Raw genomic sequence first — 25,180 nt, forward strand, 5'->3', positions numbered from 1 at the left:
GCCGCTCCCGCCGTACACGGCAGGGACCGGCGCCCTCGGCGTTTCACCGGCCCGGTTCAGGGATGCGCGGCCGTCAGATACCGCTGAACCGTCGGCGCCAGCCACGCCACGACCTCCTCCGGACGCAGCGCCACGGCCGGCGGCAGCCGCAGGACGTACCGGGTGAGGGCCAGCCCCAGCAACTGCGTGGCGCAGAGGGCGGCCCTGGCGGGCACCTGCTCGGCGTCCGGGCACACCGCGCGTGCGACGGGCAGCAACTGGTCGCGGAACACGCCCTGCACCCGCTCCGCCCCCGCCTGGCTCGTGGCACCGACCCGCAGCAGCGCGGTGAGCACCTCGTTCTCCTCCCACATGCCGAGGAAGTGCGTCACCAGGGCCCGGCCGACGTCCTCCCGGGGCAGCGCGCCCACGTCGGGCAGCCGCAGATCGACCGAGACGACCGCGGCGAACAGGCCCTCCTTGTTGCCGTAGTAGCGCATCACCATCGAGGGGTCGATCCGTGCGTCACGGGCGATGGCGCGGATGGTGGCCCGCTCGTACCCGTCCGTCGCGAAGCGTTCGCGCGCGGCTTCGAGGATGGCGGCGCGGGTGGCGTCGGAGCGGCGGGCGGGGGCGGGGTCGTCGGTGCCGTCGCCGCTGCCGCTGCCGGTCGTGGTGGTGTCGGGTGTCTGTGCGGTGCCGTGGTTCATGTCAACGAGCGTAGGCCAACGAGTGTGGGTCTACAAGTGTTGGCCTACGGGTGTTGACGGGTGTTGGCGGGGTTGTCGGGCGGTCCGCGACTGTCGGCGGCCTCGGTCTGTTGGCCTACGTGTGTTGGCCTATGCGTGTCGGCCTACCTGTGCCGGCTCCCGCAGGTCGACCCCTCGCGCTTGAGGGTCCACGCCCGTTGGCCCACGCCCGTTTGCCCGCTGCGGGCCGCCCGCGCATCGGTTCACACTCGTTTGCCGCCGCATGCCACCCGCCCGGCGCATCGGTCCACACTTGTTTGCCAACACTCGTTGACAACCCCCACCCCCACTCCCTACCTTTGTCAACAAGCGTTGGTCAACACATGTTGGCCAACCAGCGTAGGCATCCAGGAGGCCTCCCATGACCGGCACCGGAACCACTGGCCCCATCCGCCCTGCCCGCCCCGCCCGTCACACGCGCCCCGCCGTGGTCGTCGTCGGCTCCGGCCCCACCGGCCTCCTGCTCGCCGGTGACCTGGCCACCGCCGGCGTCCCCGTCACGCTCCTCGAGAAGCGCCCCGAGAAGATCAGCAATCTGTCCCGGGCCTTCGCGCTGCACGCCCGTTCGCTGGAGCAGCTCGACGCCCGCGGGCTCGCCGACGAGCTGGAGGAGGCCGGACAGCGGCTGGAGCGGCTGCGGCTGTTCAGCCGGCTGACGCTGGACCTGTCGACGCTGCCCTCGCGGTTCAACCACCTGCTGGTGATCCCGCAGTACGAGGTCGAGACGTCGTTGCGGCGGCGGGCGGAGGAGGCCGGGGTCGACTTCCGGTTCGAGACCGAGGTGACGGGGCTGGAGCAGGACGCGGACGGGGTGACCGTGCGGCTGCGGACGGCCGCGGGGGAGGGGGAGCTGCGGGCGGCGTACGTCGTCGGGGCGGACGGGATGCGCAGCGTGGTGCGGGAGGCGGTGGGGCTGCCGTTCCCGGGGCACTCGGTGATCCGTTCCGTGGTGCTCGCGGACGTCAGGCTGGCCGAGCGGCCGGAGACGCTGCTCACCGTCAACACCGCCGGGGACGTCTTCGCCTTCATCGCGCCCTTCGGGGACGGCTACTACCGCGTCATCGGCTGGGACCGCCGGCGCGACGTCCCCGACCACGAGCCGCTGGAGCTGGCGGAGGTGGAGGAGATCACCCGGCTCGCGCTCGGCCGGGACTTCGGGATGCACGACCCCCGCTGGATGTCCCGCTTCCACAGCGACGAGCGCCAGGCGCCCCACTACCGCGTCGGCCGGGTCTTCCTCGCCGGGGACGCCGCCCATGTGCACACCCCGGCAGGCGGTCAGGGCATGAACACCGGCCTCCAGGACGCGGCCAACCTGAGCTGGAAGCTGGCCCAGGTCCTCGCCGGGCGCGCGGGCGACGAACTCCTCGACACCTACGAGGCCGAGCGCCACCCCGTCGGGAAGGCGGTGCTGCGCAGCAGCGGCGGCATCGTCCGGCTCGCCATGGCCAAGCGGCCCTGGACCCTCGCCCTGCGCGCCGGGCTGACCACCCTCCTCGGTGCGGCCGCCCCGGCCCGCCGCAGGGCCCTCGGGCAGATCACCGGCGTCGGCTACCGCTACGCGGCCCCCAAGGGTGCCCACCGGCTGACCGGCACCCGCGTCCCGGACCTCGCGCTCGCGGGCGGCGGCCGGCTCTACGAGGCCCTGCGCGGCGGGCGGTTCGTGCTGGTCGCCCCGGGATCGTACGACCCGGGCGCCGGGCGCGGGGACCGCCTCACCGCCGTCCGCTGGGCGGGCGACCGGCGCACGACCCTGCTGGTGCGCCCCGACGGCTATGTGGCCTGGGCCGCCGAGGGTGCCACGCCCGCCGTGACCGAGGCCGCCCTCGCCGCCCACGTCGGGTGAGCCCGCGACCTGCCCTGCCCCGCCCCGACCTGCCCTGCCCCGCCCCGGGCCGGTGCCCGCCCCGACCCGCCCCGGCCGATGCCAGACCGCCCGGATCAGCCTCCGGCCGCCCCCGCCGGCTCGCGGACCATGAAGACGTCCACCGGGTCCTCGCTCTCCACCACGAAACCGTGCCGCCCGTAGAGCCGACGGGCGGCACTGCCGTTGAGGACGTTCAGCCGGACCCGGACTCCGTCGGTGTCGCAGCGTTCCAGCAGGGCGGCCAGGACGGACGTGCCGACGCCCCGGCCGTGCAGGGCGGGGTCGAGGTAGAAGTGCTCCAGCCAGTGGGCGTCGTCGTCGGCCGGGCGCAGGGCGACGCAGCCCGCGAAGGCGCCGGCCACCTCGATCACCCAGGTGTGCGCGGGCTCGAACGCGTCGCGCAGGCGCTGCCGGACGCGTCGGTCGTCGTAACGCCCGAGCCGTTCCAGGTCCGGCCGCATGACGACGGCCCGCAGTTCCGCCACCGGCCCGACGTCGGCCGTCGTGGCCCGCCGTATCTCCCAGTCCGCCATGATCTCCCTCCCGCGCGCGGCCTCAGCGACCCGGCTCGGACGTGCCCGCGAGCAACTTGCGCAGCAGGTCGGCCAGTTGTCCGGACTGCTCCTCGGTGAGCTCGGACAGGCCGTCGGTCTGGACGGCCACCCCGGCGCCGACCGCCTCGTCGATGAGGGCGAGACCCTCGTCGGTGAGGGTGACGTGGAGGCCGCGGCGGTCGTGCGGGTCGGGGGAGCGGCGCAGCAGGCCCGCCCGTTCCAGCTTGTCCAGCCGGCCGGTCATGCCGCCGGTGGTGAGCATGAGGGTGGAGGACAGCTGGCGCGGGGAGAGGGTGTAGGGCTCTCCGGCGCGGCGCAGGGTCGCGAGGACGTCGAACTCGCCGCGGGAGATCCCGAACCGGCCGTACGTCCGCTCCATCCGGTCGCCCATCGCACGGGCGAGCCGGTAGATCCGGCCGAAGACCTCCATCGGCAGGGTGTCGAGGTCGGGCCGCACGTCCGCCCACTGGCCGATGATCGCGTCGACCGCGTCCGGACGCTCCTGACCGGCCTGGTCCAGCTGATCGCCCTGGCGGTCCCGGGACTCGGGGTTGGGGTTCATGGCAGGAGTATCCGCCTCCGTTCGGTCGGCCGCAAGAAAGTGGCTTGACGGAAAGTTGCTTAACGCTAAGCTACTTTCTACCAAGTCACTTCCTGGTGAGCCATCGCCGCCACCCGGCGAGCCGTCCCACCGGAGGGGCACCGGAAACAACAGGGGGGCCGTCATGCGTCAGAAGGACCAGCGCGTACCGGGGGAGTGGGCGCTGCCCGTCGCCGCCGCCGTCAACGGCGTGGGCATGGGCATGTACGTCCCGTTCACGCTGGTGTTCTTCCACTACGTCACCGGGCTGTCCTTCGCCGTCGTGGGCGTGGTCCTCACGGTCACCGGGCTCGCCGGACTCGCTGCCCTGCCGGTGGCGGGCACGGCGATCGACCGGTACGGCGCCAAGCGGGTGCTGTACGTGCTGTACGGCGTCCGGGTGGTCGGCTTCGCGCTCTACCCCTTCGCCCAGTCGCTCGCCGCCTTCGCCGCGGTCGCCCTGGTCACCGCGGCCGCCGACCGGGCCTTCCCCGCGGTGAACCAGACGCTGATCGCCGAGGTGGCCCGCGGTGAGGGCCGTGACCGCCTCCAGGCGGCCACCCGCGCCCTCCAGAACGGCGGCAACGGCGCCGGCGCCCTGCTCGCCACCCTGGTCCTCGCCCTCGCCGGACCGGCCGGCTACACCTACGCCGCCTGGGGCAACGCCCTGTCCTTCGCACTCGCCGCGCTGCTGGTGCGCCCGCTGAAGCCGGTGCGGTCCGCCGAGCCGGGCCCCGCGCGCCGGGCCGGGGCCGGATACCGGCTCGTCCTCGCCGACCGGCCCTTCCTGGTCGTCACCGGCGCCAACTTCCTCAACGCGCTCAGCTACTCCGCGCTGTCGGTGCTGTTCCCGCTGTTCATCGTCCAGTGGCTGGCCGGGCCGGCCGTTCTGACCGGCTCCGCCTTCACCGTCAACACGGTGCTGTGCGCGGTCGCCGGGGTGTACGTCGGCTCCCGCGTCCGGCGGGCCGGAGCCCGGCGCACCCGGGCCGCGGCACTGGGCGGGGCGCTGTTCGCCGCCGCGTTCGCCGCGCAGATCGTGCTGGGCACGCTCCGGCCGCAGAACGACACGGTGCTGGGCGGCGCCCTGATCGCCGTCGTCGTCCTCTACACCGTCGGCGAGCTGATCCACAGCCCCGCCGCCGAGGTGCTGGCGGTCTCCGCGGCGCCCGAGGCGGTGCGCGGCCGGTACATGGCGGCGTACCAGATGTCCTGGTCACTGGCGAAGGCCGTCGCGCCCTCCCTGTTCACCGGGCTGCTCGCGCTCGACGGCCGCGCGCCCTGGGCCGTCCTCATCGTCACCTCCGCCGTCGCGGCCGCCCTGCTGCTCCGCGTCGAGCACCGGCTGCCCGCCGAGGCGGTACGTCCCCTGCCGGTCACCGTCGCCCGCGGCGCGGAGCCCGGCGACGGCGTCGAGTCCGACGCGACCGCCGAGTCCACCGGGACCGCCAGGCCCGCCACCGCGGCGGCCTGACCCCGGCGGCCCGCCCCCCCCACGCCTCCTCCCGCCCTCCCGGCTTCGCGAAAGGCCCAGCCATGAAGCGGTCCGCGACCGTCCTGCTCACCGCCCTCGCCCCGGTCTCCTGGGGCACCACCTACGCCGTCACCACCGAGTTCCTCCCGGCCGAGCGGCCGCTGTTCACCGGGCTGGTGCGGGCGCTGCCCGCCGGGCTGCTCCTGCTGGCCCTCGCCCGGGTGCTGCCGCGCGGCGCCTGGTGGTGGAAGTCGGCGGTGCTGGGCGCGCTGAACATCGGGGCGTTCTTCCCGCTGCTGTTCCTGTCGGCGTACCGGCTGCCCGGCGGTACGGCCGCGGTGGTCGGCTCGGCGGGCCCGCTGTTCGTGGTCGGGCTGTCGGCGCTGCTGCTGGGGCAGCGGGCCACACTGCGCTCGGTGCTCGCCGGGATCGCGGCGGCGTCCGGGGTCACCTTGGTCGTACTGAAGGCGGCCGGGTCGCTGGACCTCGTCGGGGTGCTGGCGGCCGTCGCCTCCACGGCGTCGATGTCCACGGGCACGGTCCTCACCAAGAAGTGGGGCCGCCCCGAGGGCGTCGGCCCGCTCGCCCTGACCGGCTGGCAGCTCACCGCGGGCGGTCTGCTGATCGCCCCGCTCGCCCTGCTGGTCGAGGGTGCGCCGCCCGCCCTGGACGCCCCGGCGGTCGGCGGCTACCTCTACCTCGCGCTCGGCAACACGGCGGTGTCGTACTGGCTGTGGTTCCGCGGTATCGGCCGGCTCTCCGCCACCCAGGTCACCTTCCTCGGCCCGCTCTCCCCGCTCACCGCGGCGGTCATCGGCTGGGCCGCGCTCGGCCAGACGCTGAGCCCGGTCCAACTGGCGGGCATGACGCTGGCGTTCGGCGCGACGGTGGCGGGGCAGCTGGGCGCAGGCCGCGGGCCGGAGAGGACCCGGTCGGTCGGGTCCGCCGAAGGGAAGGGGGAGAAGGCGTCGGCGGAGGTGACGGGTTCCGCGGTGCGGCGGTAGATCCGCCGCCGCTCGGGCTCTCGCCTCCCGTCACTTCCCCCGCCCCGCCCGTCCCCCCTGCCTTGCCCGTCTCCCCCGCCACCACGTCCGGGCCCACAGCACGTGTACGCCGCCCAGCGCGAGGGCGACCGCAGTGGCGTCCAGGCGTTCCGCCGGTGAGGCGTCGGGGCGGTTGAGCGCGTCGGCTGCGCGGGCGAGGAGGGTGATGTCCGCGGGCAGGGTCACCGTGGCGAGGAAGGCCAGGCACAGCGCGGTGCCGGTGACGAGGACGACGGCGTAGACCCGGACCGCGCGCCGCTCGTGCGCGGGGAGCGCGCGGCTGGGGTCCGTGCCCGCGCGGCCCAGCAGCCGCCGGGCGGCGTGGCGGGCGTAGGCCCTGCCGTCGCCGTACAGGTCGCGGCAGCGCAGCAGGTCCTGGAGGACGAAGTAGACGTCGGTGCGCATGAAGACCATCAGCTGGAAGGGCAGCGGCAGCAGCGCGAGGACGGTCAGAGCGGCCAGCAGCCGGTGCGGGGTGCCGTGCAGCGTGCCCGCGGCGAGTGCGGCCGCCGCGGCGACGGAGAGGTTGGTGGCGATGCCCGCCAGATACGCCGTCAGACGGTGGCGGCGGGGTGCCAGTTCGATGCCGCTGATGTCGGTCTGCATCACCAGGAACTGCAGCCGGGTGCCCAGCCGCATCCGGGCAGGTACCCCGGTCGCCCGCGCGGTGACCAGATGCGCGCACTCGTGGAGGAACAGCAGCGCCCAGCCCGCGGCCGCCCCGAACGCGACGACCAGACTGCCGTGGCCGCTCCACAGCAGCGTGCGGTAGCCGAGGGCGACATCGGGCCGGGCCAGCAGGGCGGCGCCGATCAGCAGCCCGACCAGTACGGGCAGGACCGGGCTGAGCGTGAAGCGCACATGGCGGGGCCGCAGCCGGGCCAGCGTCGGTTTCGGCGGGCCGGGCTCCGGCACCGGGCGGCCGTCCAGCTCGGCGACGAAGCCGAGGCCGACGAGCGCGTCGACGAAGTCCGCCACGTCGAGGTCCTGCCCGGTCTCCGCCAGCAGCCGCCGCGCCGCCTCCTCGCTGTCCAGCCCCTCGCCGAGCAGGTCCAGGGCGCGCTTGCCGGACTCGGGCAGGGCGACGAAGCGGCCGGTGGCCATGCGCCCCACGATCCACTCCGGTCCGTCGGCCCGCGCGGCCAGTTCACGCAGCCGGACCCGGCTCACACGGGCACCTCACCTCTCCGTTCCTCACACTCCGCCGCAGGCCGGACAGTCCGGGCGGCGGGGGTGGCGCTGGACGAGCGGGTCGCCGGGGACCATCAGGTTCAGGCCGAAGCGGACGCCGGGCTCCAGCACGGGCACCCCGGTCAGCAGGGCCAGCGCGGCATGGGCGAGCAGGGCCCCCGACAGGCTCGCGGTGACCGCGGTGGCCGGGTTCCAGGGCATCCGCGGCGAGGCCACCTCCTCGTCCTGGCCCGGCGCGAGCCGGAGGTCACGCCGGGCCGCCTCGCCCTCGCGCAGACACTCCCAGCAGGCGCCCCGCCCGGGGGCGTACACCCCGGCCGTCACCAGCGGGCCGCGGTAGCCGGCGTCCACCCAGGGCAGGCCCAGCGCGAGACAGCCCCGGTTGGCCCAGCGGCGCAGATCGGCCGGGCGGTCGGCGGCCAGCACCAGCAGATCGGGACGGGCCCGGCCGAGCAGCACCCGCAGCCCGTCCGGGCCGCGCACCTCGGCGCGCTCGCCCGTCACCGTCACGTCCGAGTTCAGCGCCCGCAGGGCGGCCAGCGCCGCGTCCACCTTGGGCCGGCCGATGTCCGCCTCCCGGAACAGCGGCTGCCGGTTGAGGTTGGACAGCTCCACCACGTCCGGGTCGACGCAGTGCACGTGCCCCACCCCGGAGGCGACCAGACACTGCGCCGCGTGCCCGCCGGTGCCGCCCACGCCCAGCAGCAGCACCCGGGCCCGGCCGAGGGCCAGTTGCGCGTCCCAGGCGCTGGCCCGCGGCCCCAGGTCCATCCAGCGCAGCAGCGGCACGCCCCGGCTGTAGCGCTCGCGCTCCCGGTCGGACACCGGCACCGGCGCGGCCGCGTCCTCCACGAACCCGGCCGCCCGCAGATCGGCCATCGCCCGGAACACGTCGTCCCCGCTCACCCCCGGATGCCCGGCCACCACCTCGGCGACCACCCCGGAGGGGTCCCGGGAGCCGTCCATCACCTCCATCAGCCGCCAGACCCAGCCGTGCGGATCGGCGATCTCCGCCCCGATGCCGAACACGACACCGCCGATCCGGACATGGCCGTCGACGGTGCGGTAGGGCCGGTGCTCGGGTTTGACGCGGGGCCGCCGTAAGGACGCCGTCTCGGATGTCACGCGGTCACCACCCCCGTGGTCGTATGCGCCGGACTGGCGTGAACACCTGCCCTTGACACTGTTGTTCACCCGCGTGACTCTTGGCAAGAAGCCCGTGTAGAGGCTTTTGTTCAGCCAAGTCCGTTGTGTCGTCCGCGCGTTGATGGAGGGGAGTCTCACATGGCCGAGAAGATCGTCATCCGCCCGCTGGACAAGAAGGAGACCACGGGGGACAGCAACTCCCAGGGTGCCTGAGCGGAGCCCCGGCGTGCGGACCTCGTCGTATCCCACCGTCGTCGACCTGGAGCGGCAGGCCCGCGCGCTGGCCGCCGCGGCGCCCGGGGCGATCAGCCTGCGGGCGGCCGGAGCGAGCCGCGCCGGCCGCCCGCTGTGGCTGCTGAGCGCCGGCCACGGCGACCGGCACATGCTCACCGTCGCGGGCGCGCACGCCAACGAGCCCGTGGGCGGCGCCTCCGCGCTCCGCCTGGCCACCGTGTTCGCGCGCCGGCCCCAGCTGCTGCGCCGGCTCGGCTGCGCCTGGCACTTCCTGCTCTGCCTCGACCCCGACGGCGCCCGGCTGAACGAGGGCTGGCAGCCCGAGGAGCCGGCGCCGTCCCTGGAGGAGTGCCATCTGCGGCTGTACCGGCCCGCGTTCGCCCGGCAGCCCGAATCCCTGCCCGCCCTCGGCGAGGGCCGCCCGCCGATGCCCGAGTCGGCGACCCTGGTCCGGCTGCTCGACGAGCTGCGCCCGGCCGCCCAGTTCACGCTGCACGGCATCGAGTTCGGCGGCGCCTTCGCGATGATGACGCGCCCGCTGCCCGGCGCCGGAGAGGCCTTCCGCCGCAGCGCCGCCCTGCTGGACGTGCCCCTCGACGACCACCCCTGCGACGGCCCCGACTGGCGGCCGGACCGGCCGGGCCTGCTGCTGCTGCCCGACGGCCGGGCGGGCAGCGAGCGCGACCCGAGCGGCTTCGTCGCCGAGAGCACCTGGCTGTACCCGCGCCGCCACGGCACCCTCACCACCCTGATCGAGGCACCCGCCTGGGGTGTCGCCGCGGTCGCCGATCCCCGCCCCGCCACCGACCCCGAGCGGGCCGTCGCCGGGATCGGCGGGCTCCTGCTGGCCCGCAACCGCGAGCTGGCCGCCGTACTGGACGGGCGGGCGGACACCCGGGCCGTGCCGGAGGGACTGGCCCCGCTGCGGGACGCCGCCCTGGAACTGGTCGACGTGGCGCCCTCGGTCGCCGCCACCTGGGCCGCGGAGGAACGCTCCGGGTCCCGGGGCCACTACGCCACCCTCGGCATCGCCGCCCGCCGCATCCCGCTGCGCGCGGCGGCCATGATGCGCCGCGCCCTGGCCGGCACCGACCCCGGCACCGCCGAGGCGCTCGGCGACCTGGTCCGCGAGTGGTGCCGGGAACTGGAGAAGGCCTACAGCCCCCGCTGGGTGCCGGTGTCGGCCCAGACGGGCCTGCATGTGCGCACGATGCTCGACATCGGCCGACGGGTGTGCGCCGAGCGGCCGTGAGGTCACGCGCGAGGGGCGCGGGCGGCAGGGAGGGCACACGCGTGAGGACACGCGCGAGGGGCGGGCGACCGTGTCGGTCGCCCGCCCCTCGGCGGCTGTCCGGCGTGCGTCAGACGGACGCGGCGGCGTCCGCGGCCTGCGCCTTCAGCGCCCGCTCGACACCCGAGCGGGACTCCGAGACCAGACGGCGCAGTGCCGCGCCCGGCTCGGCGGAGGCCAGCCAGGCGTCCGTACGGTCCAGGGTGTCCCGGGAGACCTGGAGCGACGGGTAGAGGCCGACCGCGATCTGCTGGGCCATCTCGTGCGAACGGGAGTCCCACACGCCCTTCACCGAGTCGAAGAACCGCTCGGCGTAGGCGGCGAGCAGCTCACGCTGGTCGGTCTGCACGAAGCCGACGATCACGGCCTCCTGAAGGGCGTTGGGCAGCTTGTCGGAGTCGACCACCGACGCCCAGGCCTCCGCCTTGGCCTCCTCGGTCGGGCGCGCCGCCCGCGCGGTCGCGGCGTGCCGCTCACCGGCGGCCGTCCTGTCGCGCTCGTACTCGCCCGCGATCTCCGTCTCGTCGAACCGGCCGACCGCCGCCAGCCGCTGGACGAACGCCCAGCGCAGCTCGGTGTCCACGACCAGGCCCTCGACCGACTGCGAGCCGTCCAGCAGGCCCTCCAGCAGGTCCAGCTGCTCCGGCGTACGGGCCGTCGCCGCGAAGGCACGCGCCCACGCCAGCTGGTGGTCGCCGCCCGGCTCGGCCGCGCGCAGGTGCGCCAGCGTGGCGTCCGTCCACCGGGTCAGCAGCGCCTCGCGGGCGGCCGGGTCGGCGTACAGGTCGACGGCCAGCTTCACCTGGCGGTGCAGCGACTGCACGACACCGATGTCGGACTCCTTGCCGATGCCGGACAGCACCAGCGACAGGTAGTCCCGGGTGGCCAGCTCGGCGTCGCGGGTCATGTCCCACGCGGACGCCCAGCACAGGGCGCGCGGCAGGGACGCCTCGAAGTCGCCGAGGTGCTCGGTGACGAAGGCCAGCGACTCCTCGTCGAGGCGGACCTTGGCGTAGGACAGGTCGTCGTCGTTGAGCAGCACCACGGCCGGGCGGCGGCGGCCCACCAGGGCCTCGACGTGCGTCAGCTCGCCGTCCACGTCCAGCTCGACGCGGTCGGTGCGCACCAGCTTGCCGGCCTCGTTCAGGTCGTACAGGCCGACCGCGACGCGGTGCGGGCGCAGCACCGGCTCGCCCTGGGCTCCGGCCGGGAGCGCCGGGGCCTGCTGGCGGATGCCGAAGGAGGTGATCACCCCGTCGGCGTCGGTGGTGATCTCCGGGCGCAGGACGTTGATCCCGGCCGTCTCCAGCCACTTCTTCGACCAGGTCTTCAGATCGCGGCCGGAGGTCTCCTCCAGCGCGCTGAGCAGGTCGCTGAGGCGGGTGTTGCCGAACGCGTGCCGCTTGAAGTACGCCTGGACGCCGGTGAAGAACTCGTCCATGCCGACGTAGGCGACGAGCTGCTTGAGGACCGAGGCGCCCTTGGCGTAGGTGATGCCGTCGAAGTTGACCAGGACGTCGTCCAGGTCACGGATCTCGGCCATGATCGGGTGCGTGGAGGGCAGCTGGTCCTGCCGGTACGCCCAGGTCTTCATCGAGTTCGCGAACGTGGTCCACGAGTGCGGCCACTTCGAGGCGGGGTGGTAGGCCTGGCAGGCGATGGAGGTGTAGGTGGCGAACGACTCGTTCAGCCACAGGTCGTTCCACCACTCCATGGTGACCAGGTCGCCGAACCACATGTGGGCCAGCTCGTGCAGGATGGTCTCCGCGCGCAGCTCGTACGACGCGTCGGTCACCTTGGAGCGGAACACGTACTGGTCGCGGATGGTCACCGCGCCCGCGTTCTCCATCGCGCCCGCGTTGAACTCCGGTACGAACAGCTGGTCGTACTTCGCGAACGGGTAGTCGTAGTCGAACTTCTCCTGGAACCACTCGAAGCCCTGCCGGGTCACCTCGAAGATGGCGTCCGAGTCCAGGTACTCGGCCAGCGAAGGACGGCAGTAGATGCCGAGCGGCACCGACTGGCCGTCCTTCTCGTACACGCTGTGCACGGAGTGGTACGGGCCCACGATCAGGGCCGTGATGTACGTCGAGATCCGCGGGGTCGGCTCGAAGACCCAGACGTTGTCCTTGGGCTCCGGCGTCGGCGAGTTCGACACGACCGTCCAGCCCTCGGGCGCCTTCACGGTGAACTGGAAGGTCGCCTTCAGGTCGGGCTGCTCGAACGACGCGAACACCCGCCGGGCGTCCGGAACCTCGAACTGGGTGTACAGGTAGGCCTGGTCGTCGACCGGGTCGACGAACCGGTGCAGGCCCTCACCGGTGTTGGTGTACGCGCAGTCCGCGACCACGCGCAGGATGTTGCGGCCCTCGAGAAGGCCGGGCAGCGCGATCCGGGAGTCGGCGAAGACCTCGGCCGCGTCGAGCGCGTCGCCGTTCAGGGTCACCTCGTGGACGGCCGGCGCCACCAGGTCGATGAAGGACTCCGTGCCCCCGCGGGCCACGTCGAAGCGCACCGTGGTCACGGACCGGTAGGTGCCGCCCTCCTGCGCGCCGGAGAGGTCGAGATCGATCTCGTACGAGTCAACGGTGAGCAGCTCCGCCCGCTGCTGCGCCTCTTCGCGAGTCAGGTTTGTGCCAGGCACGCGGTCATCTCCTCGGTCACCTCGTATGTGTCGGTCCGGTCATCCTTCCATGCGCATCAGCCGATCCGGGCTGGCCGAGGCCCGCCGCGGGCGAGGCGAGGGGAAACCCTCTGCCGGGCGGGGCACCCCGCCGCAGGGGGCGCGGGCGGGAGCGTGATGTCCGGATTCCGCCGGTGCGGGGGGCGCGACGGGGCGAGTCTGGGCGCATGACGACCTACATCGCACGACCCGTCGAGGCACCGGTCCTGAATGAGCTGCGCCATGTCGACGACTCGGGACGCCGGACGTTTCCGTTCACGGACGAGGAGGGCGGCGCCCCGCTGCGCTGCTGTCTGCGCAGGAGCCGGCCGGGGGAGCGGATCGCGCTGGTCGCGTACGCCCCGCTGCGGCGCTGGGCGGCGGCGACGGGCGTGGACCCGGCCGCGTACGACGAGCAGGGCCCGGTCTTCGTGCACGCCGGGGAGTGCGCGGGGTTCGAGGGCGGGAGCCTGCCCTTCACCCAGGCCCGCCGGGTGCTGCGGCACTACTCCGCCGACGGCCGCATCCTGGGCGGACTGCTGGTGGAGACCGGCTTCGAGGACGCCCTGCGGAAAGCGTTCGACGACCCGGCCGTGGCACTGGTCCACGTCCGGGCCGTCGAGTACGGCTGCTTCCTCTACGAGGTGCGCAGGCCCTGAGGCGCCTACTGGGCCCGGGCCGCCTTGAGCTCGGCCGCCACCAGCTCCGCGATCTGCACCGCGTTCAGCGCGGCGCCCTTGCGGAGGTTGTCGTTGGAGATGAACAGTGCGAGGCCGTGCTCGACCGTCTCGTCCCGGCGGATGCGGCCGACGAACGACGGGTCCTTGCCGGCGGCCTGGAGCGGGGTCGGGATGTCGCTGAGCACCACGCCGGGGGCGCCGGCGAGCAGCTCGGTGGCGCGCTCCGCGCTGATCGGGCGGGCGAAGCGGGCGTTGACCTGGAGCGAGTGGCCGGAGAAGACCGGGACGCGCACACAGGTGCCGGAGACCTTCAGGCCCGGGATCTCCAGGATCTTGCGGGACTCGTTGCGGAGCTTCTGCTCCTCGTCGGTCTCGTTCAGGCCGTCGTCCACGATCGAGCCCGCGAGGGGCAGGACGTTGAAGGCGATGGGCCGCTTGTAGACGCCCGGCTCGGGGAAGTCCACGGCCCCGCCGTCGTGGGTGAGCTTGTCGGCGTCGGCGATCACCTTCTGCGCCTGGCCGTGCAGCTCGGCGACGCCCGCGACGCCCGAGCCGGAGACGGCCTGGTAGGTGGCGACGACCAGCGCCTCGAGGCCGGCCTCGTCGTGCAGCGGCCTGAGGACGGGCATCGCGGCCATCGTGGTGCAGTTCGGATTGGCGATGATGCCCTTGGGGCGGTCCGCGACGGCGTGCGGGTTGACCTCGGAGACCACCAGGGGCACCTCGGGGTCCTTGCGCCAGGCCGAGGAGTTGTCGATCACGACGGCGCCCTGCGAGGCGACCTTCTCGGCCAGCGCCTTCGAGGTCGCGCCGCCCGCGGAGAACAGCACGATGTCCAGGCCGGAGTAGTCGGCCGTGGCCGCGTCCTCCACCGTCACGCCGTCCAGGACCGTCCCCGCGGAGCGGGCCGAGGCGAACAGTCGCAGCTCGTCCAGGGGGAACTCCCGCTCGGCGAGAATCCTGCGCATGACCGTGCCGACCTGGCCGGTGGCTCCGACGATTCCTACCTTCACGGGGACTCCTCTGCGTGACGTGCCTGTGTGCCCATACGGCCGGGACCCTTCCATCATGCGGGTGACCCGGGCGTATGTGTCCAATCGTTTGCCCGATGGGTGGACGCTCACTCCCTTCGGCCGGGTCCCTCGACCGCCCACCGGCCGTCCGAGCGGACCTGGAGGAATGTGCCCGGGACATGGTGCCGGCCGAAGGATGAACCGACCTTGTGCGCCGGGAACAGGTTTTCGTCCAGGGCGAAGATGTGCATCAGCGGGCGCGACTCGGGGTCCCCGGAGGGCGCGAACCGCATCTCGGTCTCGGGCCCGGTGTGACGTACGACTCCGTATCCGTGCCCCTCGGTCCGCTCGCCGAGCACGGGCGCCGCGTCGAACGGAGCCGGCTCGAGCCGCCACGTCGTGTCGTCCTGCGCACGGACGATCAGGAAGCAGGTTCCGCCCGGATCGACCCAGACGGGACCGAGGACCGGGCGGTCGGCGCCCCAGGTGCCGGCCACGACCGCGGACTTTCCCTGCGGGTGGTTGTAGGCCCGTACCGTCATGTTCCAGTCGGAGGGCGACGAGGTCTGCCGCACGGACATCAGGGTCGGCGGGCCCTGGTAGCGCAGGACCGTGCTGCCCCGGCCCTCCACGGGGCCGGTGAACAGGGGCGCCTCCTCCTCGGGCAGCAGCCGCAGGGACCAGCCGCCCTTGTGCCGGATGCGCAGGTTCTGCCGGTCCTGGCCGGAGCCGAAGAGCACGGCCGTGCCGCCGACGCCGTTGGAGCCGCCGGTGAGCAGGTCGGTGACCTCGTCGACGTCGGTCACCCTGATGGCGTACTGGTCGTCGACGTCGGTGAACTCGTACCGGACCAGCGCCGGGCGGCCGGGCCTGGGGTTGAACAGCGGGAGCTCCTTGCCGCCCCGTCCCTCGTAGTGTCCCGTGCGCCGCATCTCCTCCGGGTCGCGCACGGGCAGCGGGCGGGTGGTGAGCCGCCAGTCGCCGTCGCCCTTGCGCACGAAGAGCAGGAGCGGGCCGTCGGGGACGGCGAGGGTCCGCTCGAACGGGCCGGTGTGCTTGTCGACGAGCCGCTCGGCGCTGTCGCGGTCCCCGAGGAGGCGGGCCTCGTGGCACTCCAGCTCGAACCAGATCTGCTTGCCGTCGGCGAGGTCGAGCCGTACGTCCAGATCGGCGGAGGGGCCCGTGTAGGCGAAGACCTCGGGGCCCCTGCCCGTGACCGTCGCCCCGGTCCCCAGGGGGAGTGCCGCGGACAGCGGCCGGATCGAGACCGTCCACTTCCCCTCGTGGCGGACCTTCAGCCGAAGGGGGCGGTCGGGGCGCGGGTGGAACAGGGCGCGGCCGTGGAACGCCTGTCTGTCGTAGACGTCCAGGATGGTGTCGGGGCCGAAGCGGTCCTGTTCGACGGCCTGTACCTCGAACCAACCGCCTTCCGTGCCCTGCCCTTCCACGATCACGGGCCCCTCCGAGAGCCCCGCGCGCACCGTGAACGTCTCCTCGCCCTTGCCGCGGCGGACGAACGGCTTGAAGTCCTTGCCCCAGGTGAACGGGGCGGCGGGGGCGGATACGGGGGACGCGGCGGGCACGGGAGACGCGGACGCCCCGGCGGGCACGCGGTCCGGTTGCCCGGCTCCGTGCGGCGGGACCGGACCGGTGGGTCCCGGTGTGTCCGCCCGTATCGGCGGGGGCGTCCCCACCGGCGTGGCCGCCCCGGAGGGCGCCGATCCGGTCTTGGACACGCCGGTCAGCGGCACCGGGCCCGAGGACACCGCCGCCCCGGGGGCCGCCCCGAAGTCGGCCGCGAGCCCGGTCAGGCCCGAGTCGTAGCCCTGTCCCACCGCGCGGAACCGCCACCCGCCCTCACGCCGGTAGAACTCGCCGAGGACGAAGGCCGTCTCGGTGGACGCGTCGGTCACCTCGTAGTGGGTGACGATCGTGAGGTCCGCCGTGATCGCCTGGACGTACAGGCCGGGCACCTGCCCGAAGGTCCCGTCGGCGCAGGAGCCGGCGATCACCACGCGCCGCACGTCCGGTTCGATGGACGGCAGGTCCAGCTCCAGCCATTCCGCGGACTGTCCGCCGCCCTGTCCCACGCCCCCGTGCCGCACCGCGCCCGACGGGTGCGCGGGCCGGCCGCGCAGGACGAGGTCGGCTTCCCCGCGCACCCGGCCTTCGGCGTCGAGGAGCAGCGCGGAGGCGTTCACGTCAGGGGTGCCCGCGACGGCGGCCCGGCCGACCGCGACCCGCAACGGAGCTGCGGGGACAGGTGTGTTGGCGCCTTTGGTGATGTGGCTCATGCGGCCCATGCTGACAGTGGGGACCTGTGAGGAAAAGATCGACGGATGAACCGGTGCGGGGATCGGCGAAGATCGATGACGGGATTCCGGAAACCGGGCCGAACGTTTCCGCTCCCACCCGCGTCATAGGGGAAACGCGGCAGGAGAGGGGTGGCTGTGCTGCGCAGAAAGGCCCGCCGCGGCCAGGGGGCGGACCACGCTGTGGACGACCCGCTGGACGCGGCGCAGGAGCGCCGGGTGCGGGCGGTGCTCGCGCTCGGCGGGGTGCCGCAGGCGGACCTGCTGGACGGGGTGCAGCAGGTCCGCCTGCGGCTGCTGGAGCGGGCCGCCAGCGGCCGCGAGGCGCCGCGGGACGTGTCCGCGTGGGCGGCCGTGGTCGCCTCCAACCTCGCCATGGACTGGCACCGGTCCAAGCGCCGTCAGGAACGCATCGGGGAGCGGCTGGCCTCCCTGCGGCAGACCGAGCACCCCTCCGGCGAGGACACCAGTGTGCTCTCCCTCGCCGTCGCCCAGGGCCTGGACGAACTGCCCGACGCCCAGCGGCAGGTGCTCGTGCTGCGCTTCTTCGCCGATCTGCCCGTGCGCGGCATAGCGGAGGAACTCGGCATCCCCGAGGGCACGGTCAAGAGCAGGCTGCACACCGCGGTCCGGGCCCTGCGCGCCCGGCTGCACGAGGACGAGGTGGTGTGACGTGACCGTCGAACACGACAGCTTCGACGGAGGCGAGGGCTTCGACGGCGACCGCCCCGACCCGCTGATGGCGGTGCTCACCGGCGAACCCCTGCCGGTCGAGGCCCGCGCGGACGCCGCCTTCATGGCCGCGCACCGCTCCGCCGAGGCCGATGTCGCGCTGCTGCGCGAGCAGTTGGGCCTCCTCGGCGAGGCCCTCGCCGGACCTGTCGGCGAACCCCTCGCCGGGCCCGTCGGTGAAGCCGTCAGGGAACCCGTCGTCGAAGCCCCGAAGAGCCCCGCCCCGCGACCTGCGGCCGTGCGAACACCCGTGCGCCGGCGCCGGCCCTTCGTCCTCGCGGTGCGTGCCGTGGGCGTGGCCTGCGCGATCGGGGTGTTCTCCGTGACGGGCTGGGCCGTGCTGCGGGCGGGAGGCGGCGTCGGCGCGTCGTCCGACGCGGGCAGCAAGGCGGCGGCCTCCGACGATAAGTCCGCCTCCGAGGCACAGGCGGACATGAGCGCCCCCGGCTATCTGGCCTGCGCCCGCCTCGTGGCCGAGGGCGACGTCACCGCCGTCGACCCCGTGCCCGGCACCGCCCGGGACCGGGTCACCCTGCGCGTCACCCGCTACCTCAAGCCCGACAAGGGCCGGGCCGTGGTCACCTTCGTGATGGACCGCGACTCCGATCCCCGGCTGCGGGTGGGCGACCACGCGCTGGTCTCGATCCCGAGCGGCTCGGCCGCCCCCGACGTCTGGAGCGTGGGCGACCAGGACGTGGCCCGCAGCCGCGCCTGGATCGACGAGGCGCTCCCGCAGTCGCGCGCGATGGCCTGCCGGTGACGGGAGGGACGGTCGCCCGCACGACGACAGGCCGAAGGACCGGGGGTGCCCTCACGGACACCTGCCCCACGGTCACGGACACCCGCCGCACGGCGACAGGCCGAAGGACCGGGGGTGCCCTCACGGACACCCGCCGCACGGTCACGGACACCCGCCGCACGGCGACAAGCCGAAGGGGCGGGTGCCCTCACGGACACCCGCCCCTCGTGACCCGTTCGGATCGTCAGGCCGTTACGGCGTGACCTTCTCGATCTTCACGTTGCCCAGACCCGCGACCGTGCCGCGGGCGTTGACCAGGGAGACCTGGCCGAAGAACTCGCGGCCCTCGGGGGCCGGAGCGGCGGCGACCACGTCGCCCGAGACGGTCGCCGTGGCGCCCGTGCCGAGCTTGACGCCCGCACCGGCGTCGACGGTCACCGAACCCAGGGCGGCGGAGAAGAACACGTCCAGGTAGTCGTACGCGGTGGAGCCCGCGGGCACCGCGTAGCCGGCGACCTCGATCGTGTAGGTGCCGGCCGCCGGGTTCTTGACGGACACGGCCTCCTCGGAGTCACCGTCGGCGGCGGAGCCGACGACCGTGCCGGCCGCGTTCTTGACCGTCAGGTCCAGGTCGGCGGCGGCGTCGGAGACGTTGCCGATGGCGACGTCCAGCGACGCGGCGCCCTCGGGCACCACGACCGTGGAGATCTGCGTGTCGCCCTCGGCGATGGTCGGGCGAGCGGCCTTGGAAGAGCCCAGCGGACCGCCGACCAGCTTGCCGTCGATCGCGGCGAAGTTGTTCTTCACGGTCCAGGACGCGGCGGTCGGGACGCCGACCTTGGCCTCGGAGACGGTCACCGTCTCCGGGTCGAATGCGGCACCGAGGACGGAGACGTCCAGCTTGAACGGGTTGTTCAGCACCGGCGACGTGCGGCGGGACTCGACCTCGATCTCCCAGACGCCCGGCTGCGGGTCGGCGTAGGAGCGGACGCCGGGCTTGCAGCCGTTGCCGTCCAGGTAGTTGTTGTAGCAGTACGGGGTGCCGGTCGTGTCCGCCGGGACGCCGTAGGGGTGGATGGCGATGAAGCGGGTCTGGCTCTTGTCGGCCAGGCCGCCGATCGCGACCTCCAGGGACTTCGCGCCCTCGGGCACGGTCACGAAGTAGGACTTGTGCGCGTTGCGCTGGACCGAGGACGACGCCGAGTAGGTGAAGCCCAGCGGGGCCGAGACGACGACCGTGGAGAGGACCTGCTTGTCGATGCCCTCGGTGCGGGGGTCGTCGACCTCCAGGATCGCGCTCTTGAGACCGGCGGAGCCCGGGGCGGCCTGGACCTTGACGGTGACCGGCTTGTTCAGCGGCAGACGGACCTCGTCGGAGCCGACGATCCGGAAGGTGCGGTCCGCGTTGTTCTCGAACCACAGCTCGTGACGGATGTCGCGGTCCGCGCCCGTCGTACGGGTGATGGTGACCTCGTACGTCTTCTTCTGGCCGGCCTTCAGGCCGCCCTCGCGGTCGTACAGGCCCGTGCCGAAGCCCGGGGTCTTCAGGAACTGGTCGATCGCGGTGTCGACCGGCGCCTTGACCGTGTACTGGTGGGCGGTGGCACCGTCCAGGATCGAGTCCCAGGCGTCCGGGATGTTGATCAGACCGGCGCCCTCGGCGTACGCCTGCACACCGGGGATGTGGTCGGCGGTCGAGGTCAGCGCGGTGCGCAGGGTGGCCGGGGTGAGCTCGATGCCCTTGCGCTTGGCGGCGGACAGCAGCAGCGCGGAGGCGCCGGCGGCCTGCGGGGAGGCCATCGAGGTGCCCTGGAGCATGGAGTAGCCGGCCGGCAGCTGATAGCCCGCCTCGGTCACCGGGCCGCCGGGCAGCCAGGTCTGGGTGGTGTTGATCGAGGCACCCGGGGCGACCAGGGTCGGCGTGAAGCCGCCGTCCTCACGCGGGCCGCGCGAGGAGAAGGGCAGCATCGCGTACCGGGACTCCACGGCCGAGCCGTAGTTGGCGGCCCAGGTCTCCTTGGAGATGGACGCGCCGACCGAGATGACCTTGTCGGCGAGGCCGGGGTCGCCGATGGTGTTGGCGCCGGGGCCGGAGTTGCCCGCGGAGATCACCAGCTGGACACCGTAGGTGTCGATCAGACGGGTGTAGAGCTCGGCGCGCGCGTTGTTGCCGTCGTTCAGCGCGGGCAGACCGCCGATGGACATGTTGACGATGTCGACGCCGCGGTTGGCGACGAGGTCGATCATGCCCTCGGTGAGCGCGACGTTGGTGCAGCCGCCGGTCCAGGTGCAGGCGCGCGAGGAGACGATCTTCGCGCCGGGGGCCGCGCCGTTCATCCGGCCGCCGAACAGGCCGTTGGCGGCGGTGATGCCCGCGACGTGGGTGCCGTGCTCGGACTCGATGACGCCGATGTTGACGTAGTCGGCCTTGTCGCCCGCCGCGTTGAAGACGACGTCCTTGCGGATCTCGACGACGAACGGCTGGCGCTCGGCGACGTCGGTGGCCGGGTCGTCGGTGCCGAACCAGCCGATCTGGAAGCCGTCCTTGTACGGCTTCATCGCCTCGTCGTCGCCGAAGTCGTTGTTGTTGTTCAGGTCGACCCGGACGGTGCCGGCGGCCGCGTCGTAGAGCACGCCCCAGACGTCGGTGGTGTCGCCGTCACGGTTGGCGTCGCCCTTGGCGTCACCGCCCGCGGTGACCGACTCGCGGAAGAGGTTGAACTGGTAGCTGCCCGCGGGGGCCTGCCAGGTGGCGCCCGCGATGGCGAAGGTCGGGCCGCTGACCGGGTTGTTCATCCGCCGCCAGGTGGCGTCGCCGTCGGCGACCGGGTCCGTGGCGGTGACCCAGTCGACGATCTTGCGCTCGCCGGTGGTGGTCTTCTGCAGGGCCGGGTGGCCGAGGTCGACGCCGGAGTCCAGGACACCGATGGTGACCCCGCGGCCGTCGGCCTTCGGGTGGTCCTCGACGAAGTCGACCGCGCCCGTCTCGAAGGACGGGTTGTACGGGTTCTCGGCGGGGGTGTTCTTCCCCGGCGCCGGGTAGCTGCCCGCGGTCGCGGCGGGGGCGCCCTTGGCCCGGTCGGCGGCCGGCGTCGGGTCGTCCAGCGCGATCTCCTGGCGCAGGTCGATGCCGTGCACGGAGGAGAGCTTGGCCGCGGCGGCGATGGCCGCGTCCGCCTTGCCGGTCGGGACGGTGGCCCGGACGTAGCCGAGCTTGTCGTGGGTACGGCCTACCAGGCCGCCCTCGACTGCGTCCAGCTGGCCGGCGACCTGCTCGGTCTGGCCGGGCGCGGTGGCGACCATCAGCGTGACGGTCTTGTCGCCGTCTGCCTTGGCCTCGGCCAGCAGGTCGGCGTCGTCCGAACCGAGCTTGGCCTGGGCGGACTTGACACCGGAGTCGGCGACGATCGGGCCCGAGTCGTCGGCGAGGGCGACGGGGATCGGCGCGCACAGGGCGGCCACCAGACCGGCGGCCACGGCGATGCGGGCCGTGCGTCTGGTGGCCGATATCGACTCACGCTGGGGGGTGTTGGTCATCGGCATCCCTTGCACGTAAAGGACAGAGGAGTCCGGAATGCGATCCCGGACGGTCGCTCAGCCTTACGCAAGGGACTGCTCTTTGGGGAGAGTTGGCCGAACCGAAATGGAGGTGTGGGGAAAACCCGCGATGCGGTGTGCGGTGTTTGATCCCCTTAAGTCCTCTTGTGCTCAGGCGTCCTTGCCGCGCGCGTAGTGGCGGGACGCCTTCGCGCGGTTGCCGCACACGGCCATCGAGCACCAGCGCCGGGTGCCGTTGCGCGAGGTGTCGAAGAAGTGCAGGACGCAGGCCTCGTGCGCGCAGGAGCGGATGCGGTCCGGGGCGGTGGCCAGCAGGTGCAGGTAGTCCCGTGCGGCGAGCCAGGCGGGTCCCCAGGCCGGGTCGGCGAACTCGGGGTGCTCGCCGGGTCCGCCGGCGCCGAGGGTCGGCCGGATCCGGCCGTGCGCGAGGACGGCGTCCACCGCGCCGGCCCCCCGCTCCAGCGGGCCGTCGACCGCGTTCGCCAGCGCGTCCCGCGCCCGCAGGGTGTGCCGCAGGGTCGCCGCGTCGGCGGTGAAGCGGTCCTGGAGCCCGTTCGCCGTGAGCCAGACCGTGAGCCCGTCGGTGCCGGTCAGCAGGTCCTGGAGCTCGCCGTCCCGCATCCACCGCGTGTTCAGCAGGTCGAGGGCGAGCGGCTCACCGGTCAGGGGGCGGGGGTCGGCGGACATCTGGGGCTCCCTTCGAGCCGGCCGCTCCTTCGAGCTAACCGCCCAAGAGTACGTGACTGGTTGACGCTCTTGGATTCTAACCGCTAATGTGATTTTCACAGGTTAGAGGAAGTCAGCCGAAGGGGAACAGCCATGATCACGAAGACCCTGCGCACCGGCCACGTCGGCCTGAGCGTCACCGACCTCGACCGTTCGCTCGCCTTCTACCGGGACGTCCTCGGCTTCACCGTGGCCGGCGAGGGCAAGGAGGGTGACAGCCGCTTCGCCTTCCTCGGCGACGGGGAGCGGCTCCTGCTCACCCTCTGGGAGCAGGCCGGCCGGTCCTTCGACCCCTCCCGCGCGGGGCTGCACCACCTGGCCTTCGAGGCCGACTCCGTGGAGCGGGTCCGGGAGTACGAGACGGCCCTGAAGGCCTACGGAGCCGACTTCGCCCACGACGGCCTGGTCGCCCACCGCGAGGGCTCCGCCTCTGGCGGCATCTTCTTCCACGACCCGGACGGCACCCGGCTGGAGATCTCCGTGCCGACCGGCGCCGAAGAGGCCCCCGCGCCCAGCGAGACCGCGCCGACCTGCGGGTTCTTCTAGCCATGGCCGTCTACCACGCGGGCTCGCGCACCCTTCAGGACCGCCTCGGGGTGCGCGAGGCCGCCGACCACGTCGGCCGGTCCGTCGGCTCCGGCATCAAGCCGGTGGCCGCGGCCTTCCTGGAGCTCCAGCCGCTGCTGGTCGCCGGGGCCGCCGACCCGGCGACCGGCGAGGTCTGGGCCTCCCCGCTGACCGGTGCGCCCGGCTTCGTCCGGGCCACCGGCCCGCACTCCGTCTCCGTCGCGGGCCGGCCCGCCCCCGCCGACCCGCTCGCCACGGCCCTCACCACACCCGGCACCGCCGTCGGCACCCTCGCCCTCGACCCGCGCACCCGCCGCCGGATGCGCCTCAACGGCCGCGTCACGACCGCGGAACGCGGCCTCGGGATCGAGGCCGACAAGGTCTTCTCCAACTGTCCCAAGTACCTCCAGAAGCGGGAGACCTACGAGGTCGTGCCCGGCCGCGCCCCCGGTGCCGGCCGGCACGGCGACGCGCTGACCGCGGCGCAGCGGGCGTTCGTCGCGGCGGCCGACACCTTCTTCCTGGCCACCGTGCACGAGGGCGGCGCCGACGTCAGCCACCGCGGCGGCAACCCCGGCTTCCTCGAGGTCGTCTCCCCGCGCGAACTGGCCTGGCCCGACTACCCGGGCAACTCCATGTTCCTCACTCTCGGCAACCTCGCCGCCGACCCCCGCGCCGGACTGCTCCTCCTGGACTGGACCGACGGCACCGCGCTGCGGCTCACCGGCGAGGCCCGCACCGAGATCGCCGAGGACGGCGGGCGCACGGTCCGCTTCACCCTCACGGAGGTGATCGAGACACCCTCGGCCGTGCCGCTGCGCTGGTCCGCGCCCGAATACTCACCTGCCAATCCCGTTCCGGCGCGCTAACTTCCCCGGATGCGGAGAAAGCTGAGGGTGGCGGCCTACGCCGTATGCGTACGCGACGGACAGCTCCTGCTCGCCCTCTCACGGAACGACGAGGGCATCCCGGAGTGGGTGCTGCCCGGCGGCGGCACGGAGCACGGCGAGGACCCGTACGACACCGTCCGCCGCGAGGTCACCGAGGAGACCGGCTACCGCATCGAGGTCACCGGTCTCCTCGGCACGCACTCCCACCACCACACGCTGCCGCGCCGCGGGCTGCGGCGAGCCGTCGACCACCACGGCGTACGCCTCGTCTACGAGGGCCGGATCAGCGGCGGCGAACTCCGCTTCGAGGAGAACGGCTCCACCGACCTGGCCGCCTGGCACGACCTCGACGCCGTACCCGGACTCACCCGCATCCCGCTCGTCGACGTCGCCCTGCGGCTGTGGCGCGAACGCCCGGCCGGGGGCCAGGGCAACCACCCCACGAGATGAACTCCGAGTGACCGGTTCCGGGCCGCCGTGCGAGCGGCTCGGGTCCTGCCGGCCGACGCGTGATCCACGTACGAGATCGGCGCCGCTCGTTGCCGCCGCGTTCACACGCAGGCCATTCCCGATGCCAACGATCCGAAGCGAGCGGGAGGTCCGCCCTGCGGACCACCCCGCGTTCCCTGCCGACGCGTTCGCACTCCGGGAGATCGCGCCATGTCGCGCTCACGCTCTGTCGCCGCCTCCGCCGTCTCCGCCCTGGCGGTCGACCGCCGCACCCTCTTCGCCGCCGCGGGCGCGGTGACCGTGTCCGCGGGCATCGGCCACACCCTGCGCCCCCTCGACAGCCAGGCCGCCCCCGCCGTACCCGCCCAGCGCGAGGCACCCGTCGCCGCTGGCCGGCCCCGCCGTGGCCGCCCCCCACCACGACCGGCCCCGGCACCTGGCCACGTACGACGCCCTGCGCGCCGCGGTGAAGGACGGCGTCCCCGGGGTCACCGCCACCGCCAGGGACTCCCGCGGCACCTGGCGCACCACCGCGGGCGTCGGCGACCTGCGCACCGGCGCGCCGCGCTCCACCGCCGACCGCTACCGCGTCGGCAGCGTCACCAAGACCTTCGTCGCCACCGTCCTGCTCCAACTGGAGGCGGAGGGACGCCTCTCGCTCGACGACACCGTAGAGAACCCGCGGTGCCACTGGGCCGAGTCCTGCGGCGGCGGCCGCTGAAAGAGACGGTGAGGAGGGGCCA

Annotated in this window: 20 protein-coding genes and 1 pseudogene; 11 read left to right on the forward strand and 10 right to left on the reverse strand. The window is 73.6% G+C overall.

All coding sequences use genetic code 11. The features are described from left to right. Window positions 1-56 precede the first annotated feature (56 nt). Window positions 57-689 (reverse strand): TetR family transcriptional regulator, encoded by a 633-nt coding sequence (locus ACFYR0_RS01640; RefSeq protein ID WP_389320518.1) that lies wholly within the window; start codon window positions 687-689, stop codon window positions 57-59. A 400-nt stretch (window positions 690-1,089) separates the two neighbouring features. On the opposite strand from ACFYR0_RS01640, the gene ACFYR0_RS01645 reads away from it, so the two are divergent. Further along, on the forward strand, window positions 1,090-2,574 hold the full coding sequence (locus tag ACFYR0_RS01645; RefSeq protein ID WP_389320520.1) for an FAD-dependent oxidoreductase: 1,485 nt from the start codon (window positions 1,090-1,092) through the stop codon (window positions 2,572-2,574). Window positions 2,575-2,669: 95 nt separating this feature from the next. Here the strand turns inward: ACFYR0_RS01645 and ACFYR0_RS01650 are convergent, their stop codons facing one another. Then, window positions 2,670-3,128, reverse strand: coding sequence for a GNAT family N-acetyltransferase (locus ACFYR0_RS01650; protein ID WP_389320523.1), 459 nt, complete (start codon window positions 3,126-3,128; stop codon window positions 2,670-2,672). Window positions 3,129-3,150: 22 nt separating this feature from the next. Next, the gene (locus ACFYR0_RS01655; RefSeq protein ID WP_389320525.1) at window positions 3,151-3,711 is read right to left on the reverse strand and encodes a MarR family winged helix-turn-helix transcriptional regulator; all 561 of its coding nucleotides are present in this window, start codon (window positions 3,709-3,711) and stop codon (window positions 3,151-3,153) included. Window positions 3,712-3,874: 163 nt separating this feature from the next. Here ACFYR0_RS01655 and ACFYR0_RS01660 point away from each other — a divergent pair, with 163 nt between their 5' ends. Together ACFYR0_RS01660 and ACFYR0_RS01665 are read left to right on the forward strand one after the other, a co-directional pair. Beyond that, complete coding sequence (locus ACFYR0_RS01660; protein ID WP_389320528.1) at window positions 3,875-5,203, forward strand: MFS transporter; 1,329 nt, start codon at window positions 3,875-3,877, stop codon at window positions 5,201-5,203. Between the two features lie 62 nt (window positions 5,204-5,265). Then, window positions 5,266-6,207 carry an EamA family transporter gene (locus tag ACFYR0_RS01665; protein WP_389320531.1) on the forward strand — a complete coding sequence of 314 codons (942 nt, stop codon included), beginning with the start codon at window positions 5,266-5,268 and terminating at the stop codon, window positions 6,205-6,207. A 30-nt stretch (window positions 6,208-6,237) separates the two neighbouring features. On the opposite strand, the gene ACFYR0_RS01670 is transcribed toward ACFYR0_RS01665, so the two are convergent. Both ACFYR0_RS01670 and ACFYR0_RS01675 read right to left on the reverse strand, forming a co-directional pair. After that, complete coding sequence (locus ACFYR0_RS01670) at window positions 6,238-7,416, reverse strand: hypothetical protein (RefSeq protein WP_389320534.1); 1,179 nt, start codon at window positions 7,414-7,416, stop codon at window positions 6,238-6,240. A gap of 24 nt (window positions 7,417-7,440) precedes the next feature. After that, window positions 7,441-8,562, reverse strand: a complete 1,122-nt coding sequence (locus ACFYR0_RS01675; RefSeq protein WP_389320536.1) for a HesA/MoeB/ThiF family protein — start codon at window positions 8,560-8,562, stop codon at window positions 7,441-7,443. Window positions 8,563-8,809: 247 nt separating this feature from the next. Between ACFYR0_RS01675 and ACFYR0_RS01680 the strand changes: the two genes are divergently transcribed. Then, window positions 8,810-10,069: a M14 family zinc carboxypeptidase gene (locus ACFYR0_RS01680; protein WP_389320539.1), complete on the forward strand. Its 1,260-nt coding sequence runs from the start codon at window positions 8,810-8,812 to the stop codon at window positions 10,067-10,069. A gap of 109 nt (window positions 10,070-10,178) precedes the next feature. On the opposite strand, the gene pepN is transcribed toward ACFYR0_RS01680, so the two are convergent. Then, window positions 10,179-12,752 (reverse strand): aminopeptidase N, encoded by a 2,574-nt coding sequence (pepN, locus tag ACFYR0_RS01685; RefSeq protein WP_389320542.1) that lies wholly within the window; start codon window positions 12,750-12,752, stop codon window positions 10,179-10,181. Window positions 12,753-12,958: 206 nt separating this feature from the next. On the opposite strand from pepN, the gene ACFYR0_RS01690 reads away from it, so the two are divergent. Continuing rightward, window positions 12,959-13,429 carry a DUF1203 domain-containing protein gene (locus tag ACFYR0_RS01690; protein WP_389320544.1) on the forward strand — a complete coding sequence of 157 codons (471 nt, stop codon included), beginning with the start codon at window positions 12,959-12,961 and terminating at the stop codon, window positions 13,427-13,429. A 5-nt stretch (window positions 13,430-13,434) separates the two neighbouring features. Here ACFYR0_RS01690 and ACFYR0_RS01695 read toward each other — a convergent pair whose 3' ends face one another. Together ACFYR0_RS01695 and ACFYR0_RS01700 are read right to left on the reverse strand one after the other, a co-directional pair. Then, window positions 13,435-14,463 carry an aspartate-semialdehyde dehydrogenase gene (locus tag ACFYR0_RS01695; RefSeq protein WP_389320547.1) on the reverse strand — a complete coding sequence of 343 codons (1,029 nt, stop codon included), beginning with the start codon at window positions 14,461-14,463 and terminating at the stop codon, window positions 13,435-13,437. A gap of 107 nt (window positions 14,464-14,570) precedes the next feature. Further along, window positions 14,571-16,757: a TerD family protein gene (locus ACFYR0_RS01700; RefSeq protein ID WP_389320550.1), complete on the reverse strand. Its 2,187-nt coding sequence runs from the start codon at window positions 16,755-16,757 to the stop codon at window positions 14,571-14,573. Window positions 16,758-16,907: 150 nt separating this feature from the next. Between ACFYR0_RS01700 and ACFYR0_RS01705 the strand changes: the two genes are divergently transcribed. Then, complete coding sequence (locus ACFYR0_RS01705; RefSeq protein ID WP_386378562.1) at window positions 16,908-17,447, forward strand: RNA polymerase sigma factor; 540 nt, start codon at window positions 16,908-16,910, stop codon at window positions 17,445-17,447. 1 nt (window position 17,448) lies between these two features. After that, a complete protein-coding gene (locus ACFYR0_RS01710) occupies window positions 17,449-18,267 on the forward strand; it encodes a hypothetical protein (RefSeq protein WP_389320553.1) in 819 nt (272 codons plus the stop codon). Between the two features lie 231 nt (window positions 18,268-18,498). On the opposite strand, the gene ACFYR0_RS01715 is transcribed toward ACFYR0_RS01710, so the two are convergent. Both ACFYR0_RS01715 and ACFYR0_RS01720 read right to left on the reverse strand, forming a co-directional pair. Next, entirely contained in the window at window positions 18,499-21,783 is a 3,285-nt protein-coding gene (locus ACFYR0_RS01715) for a S8 family serine peptidase (RefSeq protein ID WP_389320556.1), read from the reverse strand. Between the two features lie 171 nt (window positions 21,784-21,954). After that, complete coding sequence (locus ACFYR0_RS01720) at window positions 21,955-22,491, reverse strand: CGNR zinc finger domain-containing protein (protein ID WP_389320559.1); 537 nt, start codon at window positions 22,489-22,491, stop codon at window positions 21,955-21,957. 132 nt (window positions 22,492-22,623) lie between these two features. Between ACFYR0_RS01720 and ACFYR0_RS01725 the strand changes: the two genes are divergently transcribed. The 4 genes and pseudogenes from ACFYR0_RS01725 to ACFYR0_RS01740 all read left to right on the forward strand — a co-directional run. Next, window positions 22,624-23,076, forward strand: coding sequence for a VOC family protein (locus ACFYR0_RS01725; protein WP_389320561.1), 453 nt, complete (start codon window positions 22,624-22,626; stop codon window positions 23,074-23,076). Between the two features lie 2 nt (window positions 23,077-23,078). Then, window positions 23,079-23,966, forward strand: a complete 888-nt coding sequence (locus tag ACFYR0_RS01730) for a pyridoxamine 5'-phosphate oxidase family protein (RefSeq protein WP_389320564.1) — start codon at window positions 23,079-23,081, stop codon at window positions 23,964-23,966. Window positions 23,967-23,975: 9 nt separating this feature from the next. Beyond that, window positions 23,976-24,437 carry an NUDIX hydrolase gene (locus ACFYR0_RS01735; RefSeq protein ID WP_389320567.1) on the forward strand — a complete coding sequence of 154 codons (462 nt, stop codon included), beginning with the start codon at window positions 23,976-23,978 and terminating at the stop codon, window positions 24,435-24,437. A gap of 388 nt (window positions 24,438-24,825) precedes the next feature. Continuing rightward, window positions 24,826-25,113 (forward strand): annotated as a pseudogene (locus tag ACFYR0_RS01740) (serine hydrolase); the annotation flags it as partial. Window positions 25,114-25,180 lie beyond the last annotated feature (67 nt).

This window comes from Streptomyces sp. NPDC005017, assembly GCF_042873115.1.
GTDB lineage: Bacteria > Actinomycetota > Actinomycetes > Streptomycetales > Streptomycetaceae > Streptomyces.